At 66.4% G+C, this 16,471-nt stretch carries 17 protein-coding genes and 1 pseudogene; 15 read left to right on the forward strand and 3 right to left on the reverse strand.

Going from position 1 to position 16,471, the window contains the following annotated elements:
- Positions 1–80 precede the first annotated feature (80 nt).
- From GKC28_RS01385 to GKC28_RS01440, 12 genes and pseudogenes are all read left to right on the forward strand, one after another.
- Positions 81–680 carry a head-tail connector protein gene (locus GKC28_RS01385; RefSeq protein WP_174144746.1) on the forward strand — a complete coding sequence of 200 codons (600 nt, stop codon included), beginning with the start codon at positions 81–83 and terminating at the stop codon, positions 678–680.
- Entirely contained in the window at positions 677–1,009 is a 333-nt protein-coding gene (locus GKC28_RS01390; protein WP_174144747.1) for a head-tail adaptor protein, read from the forward strand. Before GKC28_RS01385 ends, GKC28_RS01390 begins: the two co-directional genes overlap by 4 nt.
- Positions 1,006–1,413, forward strand: a pseudogene (locus GKC28_RS01395) (DUF3168 domain-containing protein). The gene GKC28_RS01390 and the pseudogene GKC28_RS01395 overlap by 4 nt, the downstream one beginning before the upstream one ends.
- A gap of 124 nt (positions 1,414–1,537) precedes the next feature.
- Positions 1,538–1,951 carry a phage major tail protein, TP901-1 family gene (locus GKC28_RS01400; RefSeq protein ID WP_039170035.1) on the forward strand — a complete coding sequence of 138 codons (414 nt, stop codon included), beginning with the start codon at positions 1,538–1,540 and terminating at the stop codon, positions 1,949–1,951.
- 3 nt (positions 1,952–1,954) lie between these two features.
- Complete coding sequence (locus tag GKC28_RS01405) at positions 1,955–2,275, forward strand: gene transfer agent family protein (protein WP_174144748.1); 321 nt, start codon at positions 1,955–1,957, stop codon at positions 2,273–2,275.
- Positions 2,272–2,487, forward strand: coding sequence for a rcc01693 family protein (locus GKC28_RS01410; protein ID WP_174144749.1), 216 nt, complete (start codon positions 2,272–2,274; stop codon positions 2,485–2,487). Before GKC28_RS01405 ends, GKC28_RS01410 begins: the two co-directional genes overlap by 4 nt.
- Positions 2,480–3,139, forward strand: coding sequence for a phage tail tape measure protein (locus tag GKC28_RS01415; RefSeq protein WP_174144750.1), 660 nt, complete (start codon positions 2,480–2,482; stop codon positions 3,137–3,139). The genes GKC28_RS01410 and GKC28_RS01415 overlap by 8 nt, the downstream gene beginning before the upstream one ends.
- Positions 3,140–3,156: 17 nt before the next feature.
- On the forward strand, positions 3,157–3,789 hold the full coding sequence (locus GKC28_RS01420) for a DUF2460 domain-containing protein (RefSeq protein WP_174144751.1): 633 nt from the start codon (positions 3,157–3,159) through the stop codon (positions 3,787–3,789).
- Positions 3,786–4,673, forward strand: a complete 888-nt coding sequence (locus tag GKC28_RS01425; RefSeq protein WP_174144752.1) for a DUF2163 domain-containing protein — start codon at positions 3,786–3,788, stop codon at positions 4,671–4,673. The genes GKC28_RS01420 and GKC28_RS01425 overlap by 4 nt, the downstream gene beginning before the upstream one ends.
- Complete coding sequence (locus tag GKC28_RS01430; RefSeq protein ID WP_174144753.1) at positions 4,670–5,131, forward strand: NlpC/P60 family protein; 462 nt, start codon at positions 4,670–4,672, stop codon at positions 5,129–5,131. Before GKC28_RS01425 ends, GKC28_RS01430 begins: the two co-directional genes overlap by 4 nt.
- Positions 5,131–9,045, forward strand: coding sequence for a glycoside hydrolase/phage tail family protein (locus GKC28_RS01435; protein ID WP_174144754.1), 3,915 nt, complete (start codon positions 5,131–5,133; stop codon positions 9,043–9,045). Before GKC28_RS01430 ends, GKC28_RS01435 begins: the two co-directional genes overlap by 1 nt.
- Positions 9,042–9,350: a hypothetical protein gene (locus GKC28_RS01440; RefSeq protein WP_174144755.1), complete on the forward strand. Its 309-nt coding sequence runs from the start codon at positions 9,042–9,044 to the stop codon at positions 9,348–9,350. Before GKC28_RS01435 ends, GKC28_RS01440 begins: the two co-directional genes overlap by 4 nt.
- Positions 9,351–9,422: 72 nt before the next feature.
- Here GKC28_RS01440 and GKC28_RS01445 read toward each other — a convergent pair whose 3' ends face one another.
- Positions 9,423–9,779 (reverse strand): TraR/DksA C4-type zinc finger protein, encoded by a 357-nt coding sequence (locus tag GKC28_RS01445; RefSeq protein ID WP_254604112.1) that lies wholly within the window; start codon positions 9,777–9,779, stop codon positions 9,423–9,425.
- 66 nt (positions 9,780–9,845) lie between these two features.
- Between GKC28_RS01445 and cysE the strand changes: the two genes are divergently transcribed.
- A complete protein-coding gene (cysE, locus tag GKC28_RS01450; protein WP_174144756.1) occupies positions 9,846–10,658 on the forward strand; it encodes a serine O-acetyltransferase in 813 nt (270 codons plus the stop codon).
- 90 nt (positions 10,659–10,748) lie between these two features.
- Here the strand turns inward: cysE and GKC28_RS01455 are convergent, their stop codons facing one another.
- The gene (locus GKC28_RS01455; protein ID WP_217433941.1) at positions 10,749–12,482 is read right to left on the reverse strand and encodes a methyl-accepting chemotaxis protein; all 1,734 of its coding nucleotides are present in this window, start codon (positions 12,480–12,482) and stop codon (positions 10,749–10,751) included.
- 347 nt (positions 12,483–12,829) lie between these two features.
- Between GKC28_RS01455 and cysK the strand changes: the two genes are divergently transcribed.
- Positions 12,830–13,894: a cysteine synthase A gene (gene cysK, locus GKC28_RS01460; protein ID WP_174144757.1), complete on the forward strand. Its 1,065-nt coding sequence runs from the start codon at positions 12,830–12,832 to the stop codon at positions 13,892–13,894.
- Between the two features lie 293 nt (positions 13,895–14,187).
- Positions 14,188–15,027, forward strand: coding sequence for a DUF2189 domain-containing protein (locus GKC28_RS01465; protein WP_174144758.1), 840 nt, complete (start codon positions 14,188–14,190; stop codon positions 15,025–15,027).
- A gap of 111 nt (positions 15,028–15,138) precedes the next feature.
- Here GKC28_RS01465 and GKC28_RS01470 read toward each other — a convergent pair whose 3' ends face one another.
- Positions 15,139–16,470 carry a pyruvate dehydrogenase complex dihydrolipoamide acetyltransferase gene (locus tag GKC28_RS01470; protein ID WP_174144759.1) on the reverse strand — a complete coding sequence of 444 codons (1,332 nt, stop codon included), beginning with the start codon at positions 16,468–16,470 and terminating at the stop codon, positions 15,139–15,141.
- Position 16,471: the final 1 nt, after the last annotated feature.

Genomic DNA, 16,471 nt, shown 5'->3' on the forward strand with positions numbered 1-16,471 from the left:
GGGAACGGTGCGTGCCGGCCTAACCTTTGAACGGACAGCAGACCCGGGCCGGCAAGGGGGAGGCCCGCAGGAGTGAGATGATGATGCTGAGCGAAGTGACCCCCGTGCCCGAGGCCGCCCTGCCGCTGGCCCCCTTCAAGGCGCATCTGCGTCTGGGCACCGGCTTTGGCGAGGACAGCCTGCAGGACGAGGTGCTGTTTGGCTTCCTGCGCGCCGCCCTGGCAGCGGTGGAAGGAAGGACCGGCAAGGCACTGATAACCCGAGATTTTGAGCTGGAGATCCGCCACTGGCGCGACCGTGCCCGGATGGTGTTTCCCATCGCCCCGGTGCAGGCCGTGACAGAGGTGATGGTCAGCGACGCCGCCGGGGCTGAGACAACTCTCGACCCCGCCGCCTATCGCCTGGAGCGCGACAGCCAGCGCCCGTGCCTGTGTCCAACCGCCAGCCTGCTGCCCGCCATTCCCGCCGGCGGTCTGGCACGGATCACCCTGCAGGCCGGCATGGCGGCGGACTGGGGCGGATTGCCCGCCGATCTGGCCCAGGCGGTGATGCTCTTGGCGGCGCATTACTACGAATACCGGGCCGACACCGGCCTGCACGGCGGCTGCATGCCCTTCGGCGTCACCAGCCTGATCGAACGCTACCGCACCCTGCGGCTGACCCTGGGAGGCCTGGCATGAAACGGCCCCCGAACCTCACCCGCAAGCTGGTGCTGGAAGACCCCCAGCGCTCCCCCGACGGCGCCGGCGGCTATGCCGAGAGCTGGGTGGCGCTTGGCACACACTGGGCTGAGGTGAAGCCGCTCAGCGGGCGTCTGAACAGCGACAGCCTGTCTATGCAGAAATACCGCATCACCCTGCGCGCTTCCCCCGATGGCTTTGCGTCCCGACCGCGCCCCGACCAGCGGTTCCGCGATGAAAACCGCCTCTACCGTATTGATGCGGTTGCGGAAAACGGCCCGGACGCCCGCTACCTCACCTGTTTCGCGGTTGCGGAGGTGAGCACATGACCTATGCCATCGCAGGCGGGCTGCAATCCGCCGTCTACACCCATCTGACCGGCAACGCGGGCCTCACCGCCCTGGTCGGCAGCGCCATCTATGACGCCATCCCAGCAGGTCCCTTGCCGCAGACCTATGTGGCCTTGGGATCGGAGGAGGTGCTGGACCGCTCCGACAAGACCGCAGGCGGCGCCGAGCACCGGTTCTTTGTCACCGTCACCACCGACATGGCCGGCTTTGCCACCGCCAAAGCCGCCGCCGCTGCTGTTTGCGACGCGCTGGTCGGCGCCGCGGTGCCGCTGCCGCGAGGCCAGCTGACCGGCCTCTGATTCGACCGTGCCAAGGCTGAGCGGCTCAGCACCGGCGGCCGCCAGATCACCCTGCGCTTCCGCGCCCGTGTGGATGACGTGTGATGTTCGAGAAACAGAGGGCAGCGTCCGGCCCGGTGGGGGGCGGGACGGGCGCTGCCCGGGCCTCCGGCCCAGGCGGGCTCTTCAGGAACCATGGCCTAGCATTTGATTTTACAGGAGAAATCCCATGACAGTTCAAAACGGCAAGGACCTCTTGGTCAAAGTGGACATGAATGGCGCAGGTCTTTTTGAGACCATCGCCGGCCTGCGCGCCACAAGGATCAGCTTCAACGCCGAAAGCGTCGATGTGACAAGCCTCGAAAGCCAGGGCGGCTGGCGCGAGCTGCTGGCAGGCGCCGGTGTGCGCTCCGCCAGCATCTCCGGCTCCGGCATCTTCCGGGATGAGGCAACGGACGAACGCGCCCGGCAGCTGTTCTTTGACGGGCTGACGCCGGAGTTCCAGGTGATCATCCCAGATTTCGGCATCGTGCAGGGGCCGTTCCAGGTCACCGCACTGGAATATGCCGGCAGCCACAATGGCGAGGCGACTTATGAGCTGTCGCTCGCCAGCGCCGGCCAGCTCAGCTTTGCGGCGGTCTGACCGATGGTGAACCCGCATGCAGGCGAGGCGGAATTGCTCGTGAATGGATCCCCTTACGCGCTGAAGCTGACACTTGGTGCGCTGGCAGGCCTTGAGGCCGCGCTGGAGGAAGGCACGCTGGTGGATCTGGTGCAGCGGTTCGAACAGGGCCGGTTTTCCGCCCGCGATGTGCTGGCTCTGCTGGCCGCGGGTTTGCAGGGCGGCGGCCATGATTTGAGCCGCGAGGACCTTGCCTCTGCCGCCATTGGCGGCGGCCCGATGCAGGCGGTACGGGTGGCGGCGGAACTCTTGGTGCGCAGCTTTGCCGTGCCGGGTAGCCCATGAGTGGGCTCGACTGGCCCGCCCTGATGCGCGCCGGGATGGCTGGGCTGAAACTGCTGCCGCGCGATTTCTGGGAGCTGACACCCGCGGAACTGCGGCTGATGCTGGGCGAGGCCGCGGCGCCGCAGCCGCTGGGGCGTGACCGGCTGGCAGCGCTGATGGCGGCCTTCCCGGACGCCGCCTTCCCGAAGAACAAGGAGACAACAGATGACTGACTCATCGTCGATGGCAGAACTGGAACTGCAGGGCGAGGCTTTGGGAGAAGCGCTGGACGGTGCCTCAGACATGGCCGCCGCCTTTGCAGAAGTGCTGGGGCGGGTCAAGGAGGGGTTTTCCGAGACCGGCCGCGACGCCCAGATTCTGGACCGCAGTCTTTCCAAGGGCTTGCGCCGCGCATTTGACGATCTGGTGTTTGACGGCGCCAGCCTGTCAGAGGCGATGGACACGCTGGCGCGCTCAATGATCCGCACCACCTATAACGCGGCGATGAAACCGGTCACCAACCACGTGGGCGGGCTGATCTCCGACGGTTTCGGCAGCCTCATCGACAGCATCCTGCCTTTCGCCAACGGCGCAGCCTTCAGCCAGGGCAAGGTGATGCCTTTTGCCAAGGGCGGAATCGTGACCGGCCCCACGACCTTTCCGATGCGCGGAGCCACCGGGCTGATGGGCGAAGCGGGGCCGGAGGCGATCCTGCCATTGACCCGCGGCGCCGATGGGTCACTGGGCGTCCGCAGCCAGGGCGGCGGCGCGGTCAACGTGGTGATGAATGTCAGAACGCCGGACGTCAAAGGCTTTGAACGCAGCCGCAGCCAGATCGCGGCACAGCTCAGCCGCGCGCTGAGCCGCGGCGGGCGCAACCGTTAAGGATGGAGGGTAACCTGATGAATTTCCACGAAGTCCGCTTTCCCGCCTCGCTCAGCTTCGGCTCCGTCGGCGGACCTGAGAGGCGCACCGATGTGGTGACGCTCGCGAACGGGTTTGAAGAGCGCAACACCCCCTGGGCGCACTCCCGCCGCCGCTATGACGCCGGGCTGGGCCTGCGCGCGCTGGAGGATATTGAAACCCTGATTGCCTTCTTCGAGGCCCGTCAGGGGCAGCTCTATGGCTTCCGCTGGAAGGATTGGAGCGACTACAAATCCGCCCGGCCCAGCGCCGGGGTGGCGTTTGACGATCAGGTGATCGCGACGGGTGACGGCAGCACCGCGACCTTCCAGCTGGCCAAAACCTATCGCTCCGGGGAATTCACGTATAAGCGCCCGATTGCAAAGCCGGTGGCGGGGACGGTGCGGGTCGGTATTGAACAGGATGAGCTGCGCGAAGGCGTCGATTACGAGCTCGACACCGCAACCGGCCTGATCACCCTGGCGCATCCGCCGGAGGTTGGCCTGAGCATCAATGCGGGCTTTGAGTTTGACGTGCCGGTGCGGTTTGACACCGCCAGCATCCAGACCAGTGTGGCCTCCTTTCAGGCAGGCGAGGCGCCTGCGGTGCCGGTAGTGGAGGTGCGGGTATGACTAGCCGTTCCAACGCTTTACGGGACCATCTTCAATCCGGCATCACCACTGTCTGCCGTGCCTGGGCGCTGGAGCGCAGCGATGGGTCCGTGCTGGGGTTCACCGATCATGACTGTGTGCTGATGTTCGACGGTGTCACTTTCCAGCCCGGCAGCGGCCTGACGGCGCGGGCGGTTCAGCAGGCCACCGGCCTCTCGGTCGACAACACCGAGGCGCTGGGGGTGCTGAGCGACGCTGCGGTTCGGGAGGAAGACATCGAGGCAGGCCGGTTCGACGGCGCCGAGGTGCGCTGCTGGCTGGTCAACTGGCGGGATGTCTCTATGCGCTGGCTGCAGCTCCGCGGCTCCATCGGCGAGATCCGCCGCGCGGGCGGAGCTTTTGAAGCGGAACTGCGCGGGCTCACTGAGGCGCTGAACCAGCCGCTGGGGCGGATCTATCAGACGCCCTGCACGGCGGTTCTGGGCGACGGGGCCTGCCAATTCGATCTGGAGACGCCCGGGTATGCCACAGAACTGGAGGCAGTGGAGATTGGCCGCAGTGAGGAGTTTCTCTGGGGCGCGCTGCCGGGGTTTGAGCCGGGCTGGTTTGCCGGCGGGCGCCTGACGGTGCTGAGCGGCGGCGCCCAAGGTCTCTGGTCGGCGGTAAAGGCGGATCAGAGCGATGCCGCCGGGCGCAGGATCACTTTGTGGGAACCGGTCCGCGCTGAAGTGCAGCGGGGCGATTTGGTGCGGCTGGAGGCCGGCTGCGACAAGCGCATGGAAACCTGCCGGCTGAAGTTCAACAACCTTCTGAATTTCCAGGGATTCCCCGACATTCCGGGGGAGGATTGGATCATGGCGGTGCCGCGGCAGTCCGGCATGAACACCGGGGGCAGCCGCAGATGAGCCGGGTGGTCGAGGCTGCGCGGGGCTGGATCGGCACGCCCTATGTGCACCAGGCGTCCTGCAAGGGCGCGGGCTGCGACTGCCTGGGGCTGATCCGGGGCCTGTGGCGCGAGCTTTACGGCTCTGAGCCCGAGGCGCCGCCCGCCTATACGATGGACTGGTCCGAACCGCAGAGCGCCGAGGCGCTTTGGCAGGCCGCGGCACGGTATCTGCTGACGAAACCTTTGGCCGAGGCTGCGCCCGGCGATGTGATCCTGTTCCGGATGCGCCAGGGATCGGTGGCGAAGCATCTGGGAGTGCAATCGGGGGTAACAGGCTTGAGGGCAGCGCCCGGCCCGGTGGAAGTCCCAGCGTTCATCCACGCCTATGCCGGCCACGGGGTTGTCGAAAGCCCGTTGAGCCCGCCCTGGCAGCGCCGAATCGTGGCGCGCTTTCTTTTCCCGAAGGAGCTGATCTGATGGCAACCATACTTCTCTCTGCCGCCGGCGCGGCGGTTGGCGGCGCAATCGGCGGCACCGTGGCGGGGCTGTCCTCGGCGGTGATCGGCCGCGCGGTGGGCGCCACCCTGGGCCGGATGATCGACGAACGGCTTCTCGGTTCCGGCGCCGATCCGGTGGAGACCGGCAAGGTGGACCGCTTCCGCCTGACCCAGGCCAGCGAAGGGGCGCCGGTGGCGCAGGTCTATGGCCGGATGCGGCTGGGCGGGCAGGTGATCTGGTCCTCGCGCTTTCTAGAAACTTCCCAGACCAGCGGCGGCGGCGGCAAGGGGCGGCCAAGCCAGCCGCAGGTGACCAGCTACAGCTATTCGGTGTCCTTGGCGGTGGCGCTGTGCGAGGGCGAGATCGCCAGCGTTTCGCGCGTTTGGGCCGATGGTGAGGAAATGGCGCCGAAGGATCTGAACATGACCGTTTACCGCGGCACCGCGGATCAGCTGCCGGACCCGGTGATGGAGGCGATCGAAGGGCCCGGGCAGGTGCCCGCCTACCGCGGCACCGCCTATGTGGTGATGGAAAATCTCGAGCTGGGACGGTTCGGCAACCGGGTGCCGCAGTTCTCCTTTGATGTACTGCGCCCGGAACAGTCGGCCAGCAGCACCTATGCGCAGGACCTGGGCCAGCTGGTGCAGGGGGTGGCGCTGATGCCCGGCACCGGCGAATACTCCCTTGCCGCGGATGTGGTCCAGTATTCCGGCGGGCCCGGCGATGCCATGGCCGCAAATGAGCATACGCCCAGCGGCCTGAGCGACCTCAAGACCTCGCTGAACGCGCTGGAGGCGGAGCTGCCGGCCTGCGGCGCGGCCTCGCTGATTGTGTCCTGGTTCGGAGATGATCTGCGCTGCGGCAACTGCACGCTGAAGCCCAAGGTGGAGCATAAAGACGCCGAGGGGAACGTGGCCTGGACCGTCAGCGGCGTGACCCGCGCAGGTGCAGAGGAGGTGCTGAAGGCGGACGGCGAACCGCTTTATGGCGGCACCCCGGCGGATGCCTCGGTGATCCAAGCGATCCGCGAAATGCAGGGACGGGGCCTGCGGGTGATGTTCTACCCGTTCATCCTGATGGAGCAGGCCGAAGGCAACGCGCTGCCCGACCCCTGGACCGGCGGCGCCAGCCAGCCGCATCTGCCCTGGCGCGGACGGATCACCCTGTCCGCGGCGCCGGGCCAGCCGGGATCGCCGGATGGGACCGCGGCGGCGGATGCGGAGGTGGCGGCGTTTTTCGGAACCGTCACTGCGGCGGATTTCACTGTGGCTGATGGCACCGTGGCCTATAGCGGCCCGGACGAATGGAGCCTCAGCCGCTTCATCCTGCACAATGCGGCGCTGTGCGCGGCGGCGGGCGGGGTGGAGGCGTTTTGCATCAGCTCCGAGATGCGGGCGCTGACCCAGATCCGCGGCGCCGGCGGTTTCCCTGCTGTTCAAAGGCTGAAGGCGCTGGCGTCGGAGGTGCGGGCGCTGCTGGGTGCGGAGACCAAGATCGGCTATGCCGCCGATTGGTCGGAATACTGGGGGTATCAGTCGCCGGAGGGTGACCGCTACTTCCACCTCGATCCGCTGTGGGCGGATGAAAACATCGACTTCATCGGCATCGACAACTACATGCCTCTGTCCGACTGGCGCGAGGGCGAGGAACACCTGGACGCGCAAGCGGGCGTGCCTGCGGTCTATGACCTCGATTACCTGCGCGGTAATGTCGAGGGCGGCGAGGGGTTTGAGTGGTATTACCATTCCCCTGAAGCGCGGGAGGCGCAGATCAGGACGCCGATCACCGACGGCGCGCATGATGAGGCCTGGGTGTGGCGTTACAAGGATATCCGCAGCTGGTGGATGCAGGAGCACCACGAACGCATCGGCGGGGTTAGGCAGGCCGTGCCGACCGACTGGGTGCCGCAATCGAAGCCGATCTGGTTCACCGAACTGGGCTGCGCCGCGATCGACAGGGGCACAAATCAGCCCAACAAGTTTCTGGATCCGAAAAGCTCTGAATCGAAACTGCCGCGTTATTCCAACGGGTTGCGGGACGATCTGATGCAGATCGCCTATCTGCGCGCCTTTCTGGGATATTGGCGAGAGACCGCCAATAACCCGGTGTCCGAGGAATACGGCGGGCCAATGCTGGATATGTACAACGCCTATGTCTGGGCCTGGGACGCGCGTCCGTTTCCGGTCTTCCCGAGCCGGCTGGAGATCTGGAACGACGGCGAGAATTACCTGCGCGGCCATTGGCTGAACGGGCGCGCCGGGCAGCGCACGCTGGCCTCGGTGGTGGAGGAAATCTGCCGCAGTGCAGGCCTTTATGACATTGATGTCACCGGGCTCTACGGTGTGGTGCATGGGTTTGTGAACCCGGATGTCGCGGATGCCCGTGCGGTGCTGCAGCCGCTGATGCTGCGGTACGGGTTTGACGCGGTGGAACGCGACGGTGTGCTGAGGTTCCGGATGCGCAAGGGGACCGGGGCAGAGGCGCTGAGCCTTGAGCATCTGGCCGACAGCGATGAGTTGGACGGAAGCCTGGAGCTGAGCCGCGCCAGCGAAGCGGAACTGGCGGGCCGGGTGCGGCTGCGGTTCACGGAATGGGGCGGCGACCATGCGGTAGGTTCGGTCGAGGCGGTGCTGCCGGATGAGGAAACGCATAGCGTCAGCCAGAACGAGCTGCCGCTGGCGCTGACCCGGGCCGAGGCGCGCCAGACCGTCGCCCGCTGGCTGGCGGAGGCGCGGATTTCGCGCGACACCGCGCGGTTCATGCTGCCGCCCTCGCTGCTGCATCTTGGGGCGGGGGATGTGGTGTCGCTGCCTGTTGAAGGCAAGGAACAGCTCTACCGCATCGATAGGGTGGAGCAGGCGGAGGCGCAGATGGTGGAGGCGGTCAGGATCGAGCCGGGCACCTATGATCTGGCTGAGGTGGCGGAGGAGCTGCCGGGGGTCAACGCCTTTGCCGCGCCGGGGCCGGTGCTGCCGCTGTTCCTGGATCTGCCCTTGATGCGCGGCGATGAGGTGCCGCACGCGCCGCATCTGGCGCTGACCGCGGCGGCCTGGCCGGGGAGCGTGGCGGTTTACGGTTCCGAGGCGGATGAGAATTACGCGCTGGAACACGTGGTTGCGGCGCGGCAGGTGGTCGGGGTCACGGAAACACCGCTGTTTGCCGCCGGGGCCGGGCGCTGGGACCTGGGCGCGGACCTGCAGGTGAAGCTGATCTCCGGTTCCCTGGAGAGCCGCACGGCGGAGGCGGTGCTGAACGGGGCCAATGCGACTGCCATCGGCGACGGCACGCCGGGCAACTGGGAGCTGTTCCAGTTCCGCGACGCAGAGCTGATTGCGCCGCAGACCTACCTGCTGCGGGGCCGCCTGCGCGGCCAGCAGGGCACCGATGCTCTGATGCCGGATGTCTGGCCTGCGGGCTCATACATGGTGCTGCTGGACGGCACCCCGGTGCAGATGGACCTGGCGCCGGAACAGCGCCGACGCCTGCGGCATTACCGGATCGGCCCGGCCCGGCGGGCGCTGGAGGATCCCTCCTACGTGCATCAGCAGGAGGCGTTCGAGGGCATTGGCCTGCGCCCCTATGCGCCGGCGCATCTGCGGCTGGAGGGGGCTTTGGGCGCGGACATCACAGCCGGCTGGGTGCGGCGCACCCGGATCGAGGGCGACAGCTGGGAGCTGGAAGAGTTGCCTCTGGGCGAGGAGTTTGAATCCTACCGCATCCGGGTGATGCGCGGCTCCACTGTCCTGCGGGAGGAAGCCTCTGCAATGCCGTCCTGGAGCTATCCGGCGGCCGCCCAGGCAGCGGACGCGGTGCAAGCGGGGGATGTGCTGGAAGTGGCGCAGCGCTCGGCCCGTTTCGGCGCCGGGCCAGCGGCGCGGCTGGTGCTGGGATGATCCGCCCGGTGCTGCCCGGCGATGTGTCTGCGGTGGCGCGGGCCTTGCTGGCGGTGCCGGAGGGCGGGCGCCAGCAGCTGTGCCGCCGCATATTCGGCGGTGCCGAGGAGGCAGCGGTGCATTGCCGCCTGTTCGGCCGTCCTCACCCGCACTGGGGCGACGGGAGCTTAAGCGCAGCAGCCCGGCAGTACCTGCTGGCGGTGGAACCGTTTCTGGATGATGCTGAGTATCTCATTTGCACCCGGCTGGTGCTGCGGGAACTGGCGGCAGCGCTTGAGGCGGACGCAGCTTGCCCCGCCCGCTGAACAGAGCCGGGAACCTGTCCATCCAGCAGTTGGGCGTGGTGCCTGCGGCTCGATTCCGGGCAGGGTGCAGTATCAGCCCGAAGCGCAGCTGATGCATTTGAGCGCCGCCGGGTCCAGTTCCAGCCTCTTCAGGGCGATTTCCTCGCCGCAGTCCTCGCAGTAACCGTATTCGCCGTCCGCCATGCGGGCCAGCGCCGCGTGCAGGCGCTGGGTTTCAAGCTGGCGGCGGGCTGCTTGCGCCTTGGCCATCGCCTGCATCTGCAGCGCATCCATGCGCGACAGGCGGCCGACCATCTGCTGGTCCAGCTCCACCACGCCCTGGGCCTCTTCGCCCAAGGCATCTTCTGCCGCCAGTTCCGCCAGTCGGGCGGTGATCTGCACTCGCAGGCGCTGCTGATCCGGGTCATTCATATTGGAAATATACCCCATCACGGGTTTGCGTTTGCCGAAAAAGACCTTAGATGGCTATCTTGAGCGGAGAAAGGATGCATCGCCATGTTCAAAACGCAGCAAGCCGTCGCCTCTCTGGATCCCGTCTGGGACCGGATTACCAAGGAAGCCCAGGAGGCCGTGGACTCGCAGCCGCTGATGGGCGGGCTGATCCATGCCTGTATCCTGCACCACAAGTCGCTGGACAAGGCGCTGTCCTACCGGATTTCGGCCAAGCTGTGCTCGAACGAGATGTCGATGACCATTCTGCGGGAAATCGTCGATGCGGCCTATCAGTCTGATCCCGGCATCGTCGAAGCCTCGCGCGCCGACCTGATGGCGGTGTTTGAGCGCGACCCGGCCTGCCACCGGCTGCTGCAGCCGATCCTCTACTTCAAGGGGTATCAGGCGGTGCAGGCCTACCGCATCGGCCATTGGCTGTGGCAGCAGGGCGACTGGGACCTGGCCTATTTCTTCCAGATGCGGATTTCCGAGATCTTCGGCGTCGATATTCATCCGGCGGCGGTGATCGGCAAGGGGATCATGATCGACCACGCCCATTCCATCGTGATCGGCGAAACCGCGGTGGTAGGCGACAACGTGTCGATGCTGCATTCGGTGACCCTGGGCGGCACCGGCAAGGAGGAAGAGGACCGGCATCCGAAAATCGGCGACGGGGTGCTGATCGGTGCCGGCGCCAAGGTGCTGGGCAATATCAAGGTCGGCCAGTGCAGCCGGATTGCCGCCGGGTCGGTGGTGCTGGCGGAGGTACCGCCGTGCAAGACCGTGGCGGGCATCCCGGCGCGCATCGTCGGCGAAGCGGGCTGCGATCAGCCGTCGGTCAGCATGGACCAGCGGTTTCCCAACGGATCGGAGTGAGGCTCCGGCCCGCTGGTCTTGGGATTTTGAGTATTTCTGCAAAGAAGTAGGGGGCGGCAGCGCCCCCTTTTTTGATGCTTGTCCGGTGCCTCAGGCGGCTTGAGGTGGTGCTTGACGCTGTTCCTCTTGCTGGCTGCTGGGCAGCTGGAAGGCAGCGGCCAGGGTGCGGAGCTCGCCGGCATCGCCGCGCAGCTCGCCGACGGACTGGACGGTCTGCGCAACGATGCCGGTGTTTTCCTGCGTTGTTGCCCCCAGCGCGCTGAGGCTGCGGGACAGCCCCTGCAGGTCCTGCGAGTCGCGAGTGAACCCCTCGGCTGAAGTGCTGACGCGGGCAGAGATCTCGTCCATGCGGGCGATGATCCCGGTCAGCACCGCGCCGGTGTTGTTGACCTCGGACACGCCTTTCTGGATGTGGCGGGCGGCGCTGCTGATCAGCTCCTTGATTTCTGTTGCCGCGTGCGAGCTGCGCTGCGCCAGGGCGCGGACCTCGCTGGCGACCACGGCAAAGCCCTTGCCCGCCTCGCCGGCGCGGGCGGCCTCCACCCCGGCATTCAGCGCCAGCAGGTTGGTCTGGAAGGCGATGTCGTCGATCACCCCGGTGATGGTTTCGATCTGCACCGCGCTCTGCTCGATGCCGGTCATCGCCGCAACGGCGTTTTTCACCACGCTGCCGCTGGCGCCGGCCTCCTGCACCGCGCCGGAGGCCAGCCCGTTCACCTCGCGGACGCCGTCCGCGGCGCGGGTGAGTGAGCCGGTCAGGGTGCTGAGCGCCCGGGACAGGGCTTCCAGCTCCTGCGACTGGCTGGTGATTCGGCGCGAGAGGCCTGCTGATCCGGCCTCGATCCGCTCGCTGCGCGCGAGCACCGCGGAGGCGGTGCCCAGCACCTGCGCCAGCAGCCCGGCGATGCTGGACAGCGCGGAGTTGAAGTCGCGGCGCAGCGGTTCATAGGTTTCAGCCAGCGGGTCGTCCATGCGGTAGGAGAGGTCTCTGCGGGCCAGGGCGCCCAGGCCCGCGCGCAACTGCTCAACCGCTTTGGCCTGCTCTGCCCGGTCCGCCTCGCGGGCTTCAGCGGCGGCGCGGCCCTCTGCCAGGGTGTCCTGCAGCATGGCGATGCGGCGGGCGATGCGGCCGAGCTCATCCTGGCGGGCGGCGGCCTGCAGCGCGGTGCCGTAATCGCCGCCGGTGATCCGTTCCAGCGCCGCGGCCAGTTCCTGCATCGGGCGGCCCAGCAGCCGTTTCAGGATCATCAGGCAGGTGATCATCGAAACGGCCAGGATCAGCGCGCCGAGGGCGGCGTCGCGGCGCAACCCCGCGTTGACGGCGGCCAGCGCCGGGGCCGGGTCCCAGGACATGATCAGGGCGCCGCGCAGCTTGCCCTTTTTCGACAGCACCGGGGTGACCAGCGTGTAGCCGTCGGCTGACTGCCAGGGCTCAGCGGTTCCGATGACCTGCAGCGCGGTTTCGTCCAGCGCTGCGAGGCGGTCCGGGGGCAGGCTGCCGGCCTCGGCCATCACCACGCCGTCGGATTTCACCGCCTTGGCGTAGGCAAAGCTGGCACCGGCGCGTTCGATCACATGCTGGATGCGCTTTTCGACGGTGCCGGAGAAACCGAGCTTCATCGGCTGTTCGATTTCCCTGGCGGTGATGGCGGTGAGTTCCTGCTCCAGCACCCGCAGCGCGTCCAGCGCCTGGGATTGCAGGCGCTGTCCGGCCAGGAAGGCCAGCGGCAGCGCGGTGAGCAGGGAAAAGAGGGTGACAAGCAGCGCAATCCGCAAGTTGAGCGAGCGGAAGCGGCGGCGGGGGGAAGGGTTGGTCAAAGCCATTTTCTGTGTCCGCATGTAATCGTTATGGTTGCAGTACGGGCGTAGAAATAAATGCGCGGTAAACCGCGGACTCTGGGCGGCGGATTGTCATGAAAACTTCATCCGCCTGTTACACCGGGCGGGGGCGGGGCAAAGAAAATCCTCCCGTCCTGAGGGCTGCCGCGGCTTGTCTGTCCGGCTGTGCGGCGGCTGCACAGCCTCTGGTTCCGGTTCCGGGCGGGCTGGGCCGATGGTGGTCCTTAAAGCTTCAGGCTGGGCCCAGGGCTGGCTTGATTGACGGCGCCGCAAGGCGCATATGCTTCTGGAAACACATTGAATTCAGACAGTTGAAAAACGGGGGACAGAACATGATTTACACGACCGAAGGCCGCGGGCGGCTGTTTGGCTCGATTCTGGAGACGGTGGGCAACACGCCCGCAATCCGGCTGAACAACATCGCGCCAAGCCACGTCACCATGTATGTGAAGTTCGAGGCATTCAATCCGGCGGGGTCGGTTAAGGACCGGCTGGCGCTGAACATCATCGAGGCGGCCGAACGCGAGGGGCGGCTGAAGCCGGGCCAGACCGTGGTGGAGGCGACCAGCGGTAACACCGGCATCGGCCTGGCGATGGTGTGCGCCGCCAAGGGCTATCCGCTGGTGATCACCATGCATGACGGCTTCTCGGTCGAGCGGCGGCGGCTGATGCGGATGCTGGGCGCCAAGGTGGTGCTGACCCGCAAGGAGGACAAGGCAGTCGGCATGGTGATGAAGGCCCGCGAACTGGCGGAGCAGAACGGCTGGTTCCTGGCGCATCAGTTCGAGACCAAGGACAACGCCGACATCCACGAGGCCACCACCGCGCGGGAAATCCTGGGCGATTTCGAGGGCGCGCGGCTGGATCATGTGGTTCTGGGTTATGGCACCGGCGGCACCGTCTCGGGCCTGGGGCGGGTGCTGAAGGGCGCGCGGCCTGATCTGAAGATCACCCTCAGCGAGCCGTCCAACGCGGCGCTGGTGCAGTCGGGGCAGGGTCAGGAACGCAACGGTGAGGGCGAGCCGGCGGCGACCCATCCGGCGTTCAACCCGCATCCGATCCAGGGCTGGACCCCGGATTTCATCCCGCTGGTGCTGCAGGAGGCGCTGGACAAGGATTATTTTGATGCGCTGGAGCCGGTGAGCGGTGACGAGAGCATCAAGTGGTCCCGGCGGCTGGCGGCGGAGGAAGGCATCCTGGCGGGGATTTCCAGCGGCGGCAGCCTGGCGGCGGCGATGAAGGTGGCGGAGAGCGCGCCGGAGGGCTCGGTGCTGCTGGCGGTGCTGCCGGATACCGGCGAGCGGTATCTGTCGACACCGCTGTTTGAGGATATTCCTGCCGAAATGGATGAGGCGGAGCAGGCGCTGTCGGCCTCGACCCCCGGCTATCAGTACTGATCTGCGCACCGCCGCTGGCGTTATGCTTGCGGCTTACGTTGCGCAGGCGAGTATTTGGACAAAGAAGAAGGGGGCGCGGTTGTGCTCCCTTTCTCCGGCCGGGTTTTTGGCGCTTGTGGGTTGGGCCCCCGCGTGCCTGTGTGATCGCTGTGCGGAGCTTTGCTGCATTGCACGCCCCTTGCCCTTGTGTCCGGGCTGTTGCACACTTCCATGTACAGGAGGGATGTCTGTTTCACCGCTTGGTCCGTTTGCACGGGGGCCAGAGCAGCGTCGTGCTTTGGGAGGAGTGTGCCATGACATCCAATACTGAAGGGTCTCCATCACCGGACAAGCTGAAGCCGCGGCCGCGGAGCGTTCTTGAGGTCAATAGATTGACTGCGGGCGATATCAGCGCGTCGCTGAAGGCCGGGTTTTCCGATTTTCTGGCGCGCCCCGTCATGAGCGGCTTCTTTGGCGTGTTCTATGCGGTTTTCGGCATTCTGTTTGTGTGGTGCCTGGTCTGGCTGGGCAAGATCTGGATGATCATTCCCGCCGCTGTGGGCTTTCCGCTGGTGGCGCCTTTTGCCGCTGCCGGGCTTTATGAGATGTCGCGGCGGATGCAGGCGGGGGAAAACTTCGGCTGGTCTGAAATCCTCACCGTCATGGCCAGGCAGCGCAACCGCGAAATGGGATGGATGGCCTTTGTCACCCTGTTCATCTTCTGGGTGTGGATGTATCAGGTCCGGCTTTGGCTGGCGATCATCCTGCAGGATGCGTCCTTCTCGGATTTCGATGGGTTCCTGCACACGGTCTTCTTTACTCCGCAGGGCTGGGCCTTTCTTGCGGTTGGCACCTGTGCCGGCGCGTTTCTGTCGGCGGTCTTGTTCACGGTAACCGTTGTGGCCATGCCCATGCTGCTCGACCGGGAAACCAATTTCGTGACGGCCATGCTGACGTCGATCCGCGCGGTTGCGGAAAATCCGGTGGTCATGCTGGGCTGGGCGGCGATCATCTCCGCCGCCATGCTGCTGTCGCTGGTGCCGGCGTTTCTGGGCCTGATCATCACGCTGCCGGTTCTGGGGCACACCACGTGGCATCTGTATCGGCGGGCCGTGCCGTCGGCGGAGGAGGGGTCTTTGCAGCCAGAGTCTTGAGCCGGGACCGCACTGGGTGTGAAGCGGACCCTTGAGGCGGGCGGCTGCATCACAAATGAAAAGCCCCGGTCGTGGACCGGGGCTTTTTAGGTTTCTCATGGCGGCGGCCTATCAGGCCAGCATCACCATCGGGTTTTCCAGGTTGTCGACGATCGCCTTCAAGAGGTCCGCGCCGAGGGCGCCGTCGATGACGCGGTGGTCGACCGACATGGTGACGCTCATCACGGTGGCGACCTTCAGTTCGCCGTCGGAACCCACAACCGGCTTCTTGACGCCGGAGCCGACCGCCAGGATGCCCGCGTGCGGCGGGTTCACGATGGCGTCGAAGTTGTCGATGCCGAACATGCCGAGGTTGGAGATCGCAAAGCTGCCGCCCTGGTATTCATGCGGGGCCAGCTTGCGGTCGCGGGCGCGGGAGGCGAGGTCTTTCATCTCTGCCGAGAGCGCCGAGAGGGATTTGGTGTCGCTGTCCTGCAGGACGGGGGTGAACAGGCCGCCCTCGATGGCGACGGCAACCGCCACGTCGGAAGCTTTCATCTTGAGGACCCGGTCGCCGGCCCAGACCGCGTTGGCATCCGGCACAGCTTGCAACGCCAGCGCAACCGCCTTGATGATGAAGTCGTTGACCGAGAGCTTCACGCCGCGGCCCTCGAGCTGCTTGTTCAGCTCGCCCCGGAATTTCAAGAGCGCGTCGAGCTGGATGTCGCGGCGCAGGTAGAAATGCGGGATGGTCTGCTTGGCCTCGGTCAGGCGGGCGGCGATGGTCTTGCGCATGCCGTCCAGTTTGACTTCTTCGTACTCGCGGCCCTCGTACATGCGGGCGACCATGTCTGCGGAGGGGCCGGCGGGTGCTGCGGCAGGAGCGGCAGCTGCGGCCTCCGCCTTGGGCGCTGCGGCTGCAGCAGCCTGCGGCTTCGCATCCATGACGTCGGCCTTGACGATGCGGCCCTTGGGGCCGGAGCCCTTGATTGCGCTCAGGTCCAGGCCCTTGTCGGCGGCGATGCGGCGGGCCAGCGGGGAGGCGAAGATGCGGTTGCCGTCGGCGCCCTGCGGCGCGGCGGGGGCGGCTTTGGCCTGTTCCTTGGGCGCTTCGGACTTGGCTTCGGCAGGCGCCTCTTCCTTGGCTTCCTTGGCTTCCTTGGCCGGGGCGGCGGCAGCGCCGTTGGCGGTGCCGGAGGACTGGATGTCATCGGCACTTTCGCCGTCGTCCAGCAGCACCGCGATGGGGGTGTTGACCTTCACGCCCTCGGAGCCTTCGGCGATCAGGATCTTGCCGACCACGCCTTCGTCCACGGCTTCAAATTCCATGGTGGCCTTGTCGGTTTCGATCTCGGCGATCAGGTCGCCGGAGGCGACGGTGTCGCCCTCCTTGACCAGCCATTTGGCAAGGGTGCCTTCCTCCATGGTGGGAGAAAGCGCGGGCATCAGGATTTCGGTGGGCATG

Origin of the sequence: Leisingera sp. ANG59 (genome assembly GCF_013317235.1) — a bacterium.
GTDB lineage: Bacteria > Pseudomonadota > Alphaproteobacteria > Rhodobacterales > Rhodobacteraceae > Leisingera.

Bases quoted from the DNA above. Each gene is read 5' to 3' on its own strand.
- GKC28_RS01400 (WP_039170035.1), top strand. From the start codon at position 1,538: ATGACAGTTCAAAACGGCAAGGACCTCTTGGTCAAAGTGGACATGAAT.
- GKC28_RS01415 (WP_174144750.1), top strand. From the start codon at position 2,480: ATGACTGACTCATCGTCGATGGCAGAACTGGAACTGCAGGGCGAGGCT.
- GKC28_RS01420 (WP_174144751.1), top strand. From the start codon at position 3,157: ATGAATTTCCACGAAGTCCGCTTTCCCGCCTCGCTCAGCTTCGGCTCC.
- cysK (WP_174144757.1), top strand. From the start codon at position 12,830: ATGATTTACACGACCGAAGGCCGCGGGCGGCTGTTTGGCTCGATTCTG.
- GKC28_RS01440 (WP_174144755.1), top strand. From the start codon at position 9,042: ATGATCCGCCCGGTGCTGCCCGGCGATGTGTCTGCGGTGGCGCGGGCC.
- GKC28_RS01410 (WP_174144749.1), top strand. From the start codon at position 2,272: ATGAGTGGGCTCGACTGGCCCGCCCTGATGCGCGCCGGGATGGCTGGG.
- GKC28_RS01445 (WP_254604112.1), bottom strand. From the start codon at position 9,779: ATGGGGTATATTTCCAATATGAATGACCCGGATCAGCAGCGCCTGCGA.
- GKC28_RS01385 (WP_174144746.1), top strand. From the start codon at position 81: ATGATGCTGAGCGAAGTGACCCCCGTGCCCGAGGCCGCCCTGCCGCTG.
- GKC28_RS01390 (WP_174144747.1), top strand. From the start codon at position 677: ATGAAACGGCCCCCGAACCTCACCCGCAAGCTGGTGCTGGAAGACCCC.
- GKC28_RS01470 (WP_174144759.1), bottom strand. From the start codon at position 16,470: ATGCCCACCGAAATCCTGATGCCCGCGCTTTCTCCCACCATGGAGGAA.
- GKC28_RS01430 (WP_174144753.1), top strand. From the start codon at position 4,670: ATGAGCCGGGTGGTCGAGGCTGCGCGGGGCTGGATCGGCACGCCCTAT.
- GKC28_RS01465 (WP_174144758.1), top strand. From the start codon at position 14,188: ATGACATCCAATACTGAAGGGTCTCCATCACCGGACAAGCTGAAGCCG.
- GKC28_RS01455 (WP_217433941.1), bottom strand. From the start codon at position 12,482: ATGGCTTTGACCAACCCTTCCCCCCGCCGCCGCTTCCGCTCGCTCAAC.
- cysE (WP_174144756.1), top strand. From the start codon at position 9,846: ATGTTCAAAACGCAGCAAGCCGTCGCCTCTCTGGATCCCGTCTGGGAC.
- GKC28_RS01405 (WP_174144748.1), top strand. From the start codon at position 1,955: ATGGTGAACCCGCATGCAGGCGAGGCGGAATTGCTCGTGAATGGATCC.
- GKC28_RS01425 (WP_174144752.1), top strand. From the start codon at position 3,786: ATGACTAGCCGTTCCAACGCTTTACGGGACCATCTTCAATCCGGCATC.
- GKC28_RS01435 (WP_174144754.1), top strand. From the start codon at position 5,131: ATGGCAACCATACTTCTCTCTGCCGCCGGCGCGGCGGTTGGCGGCGCA.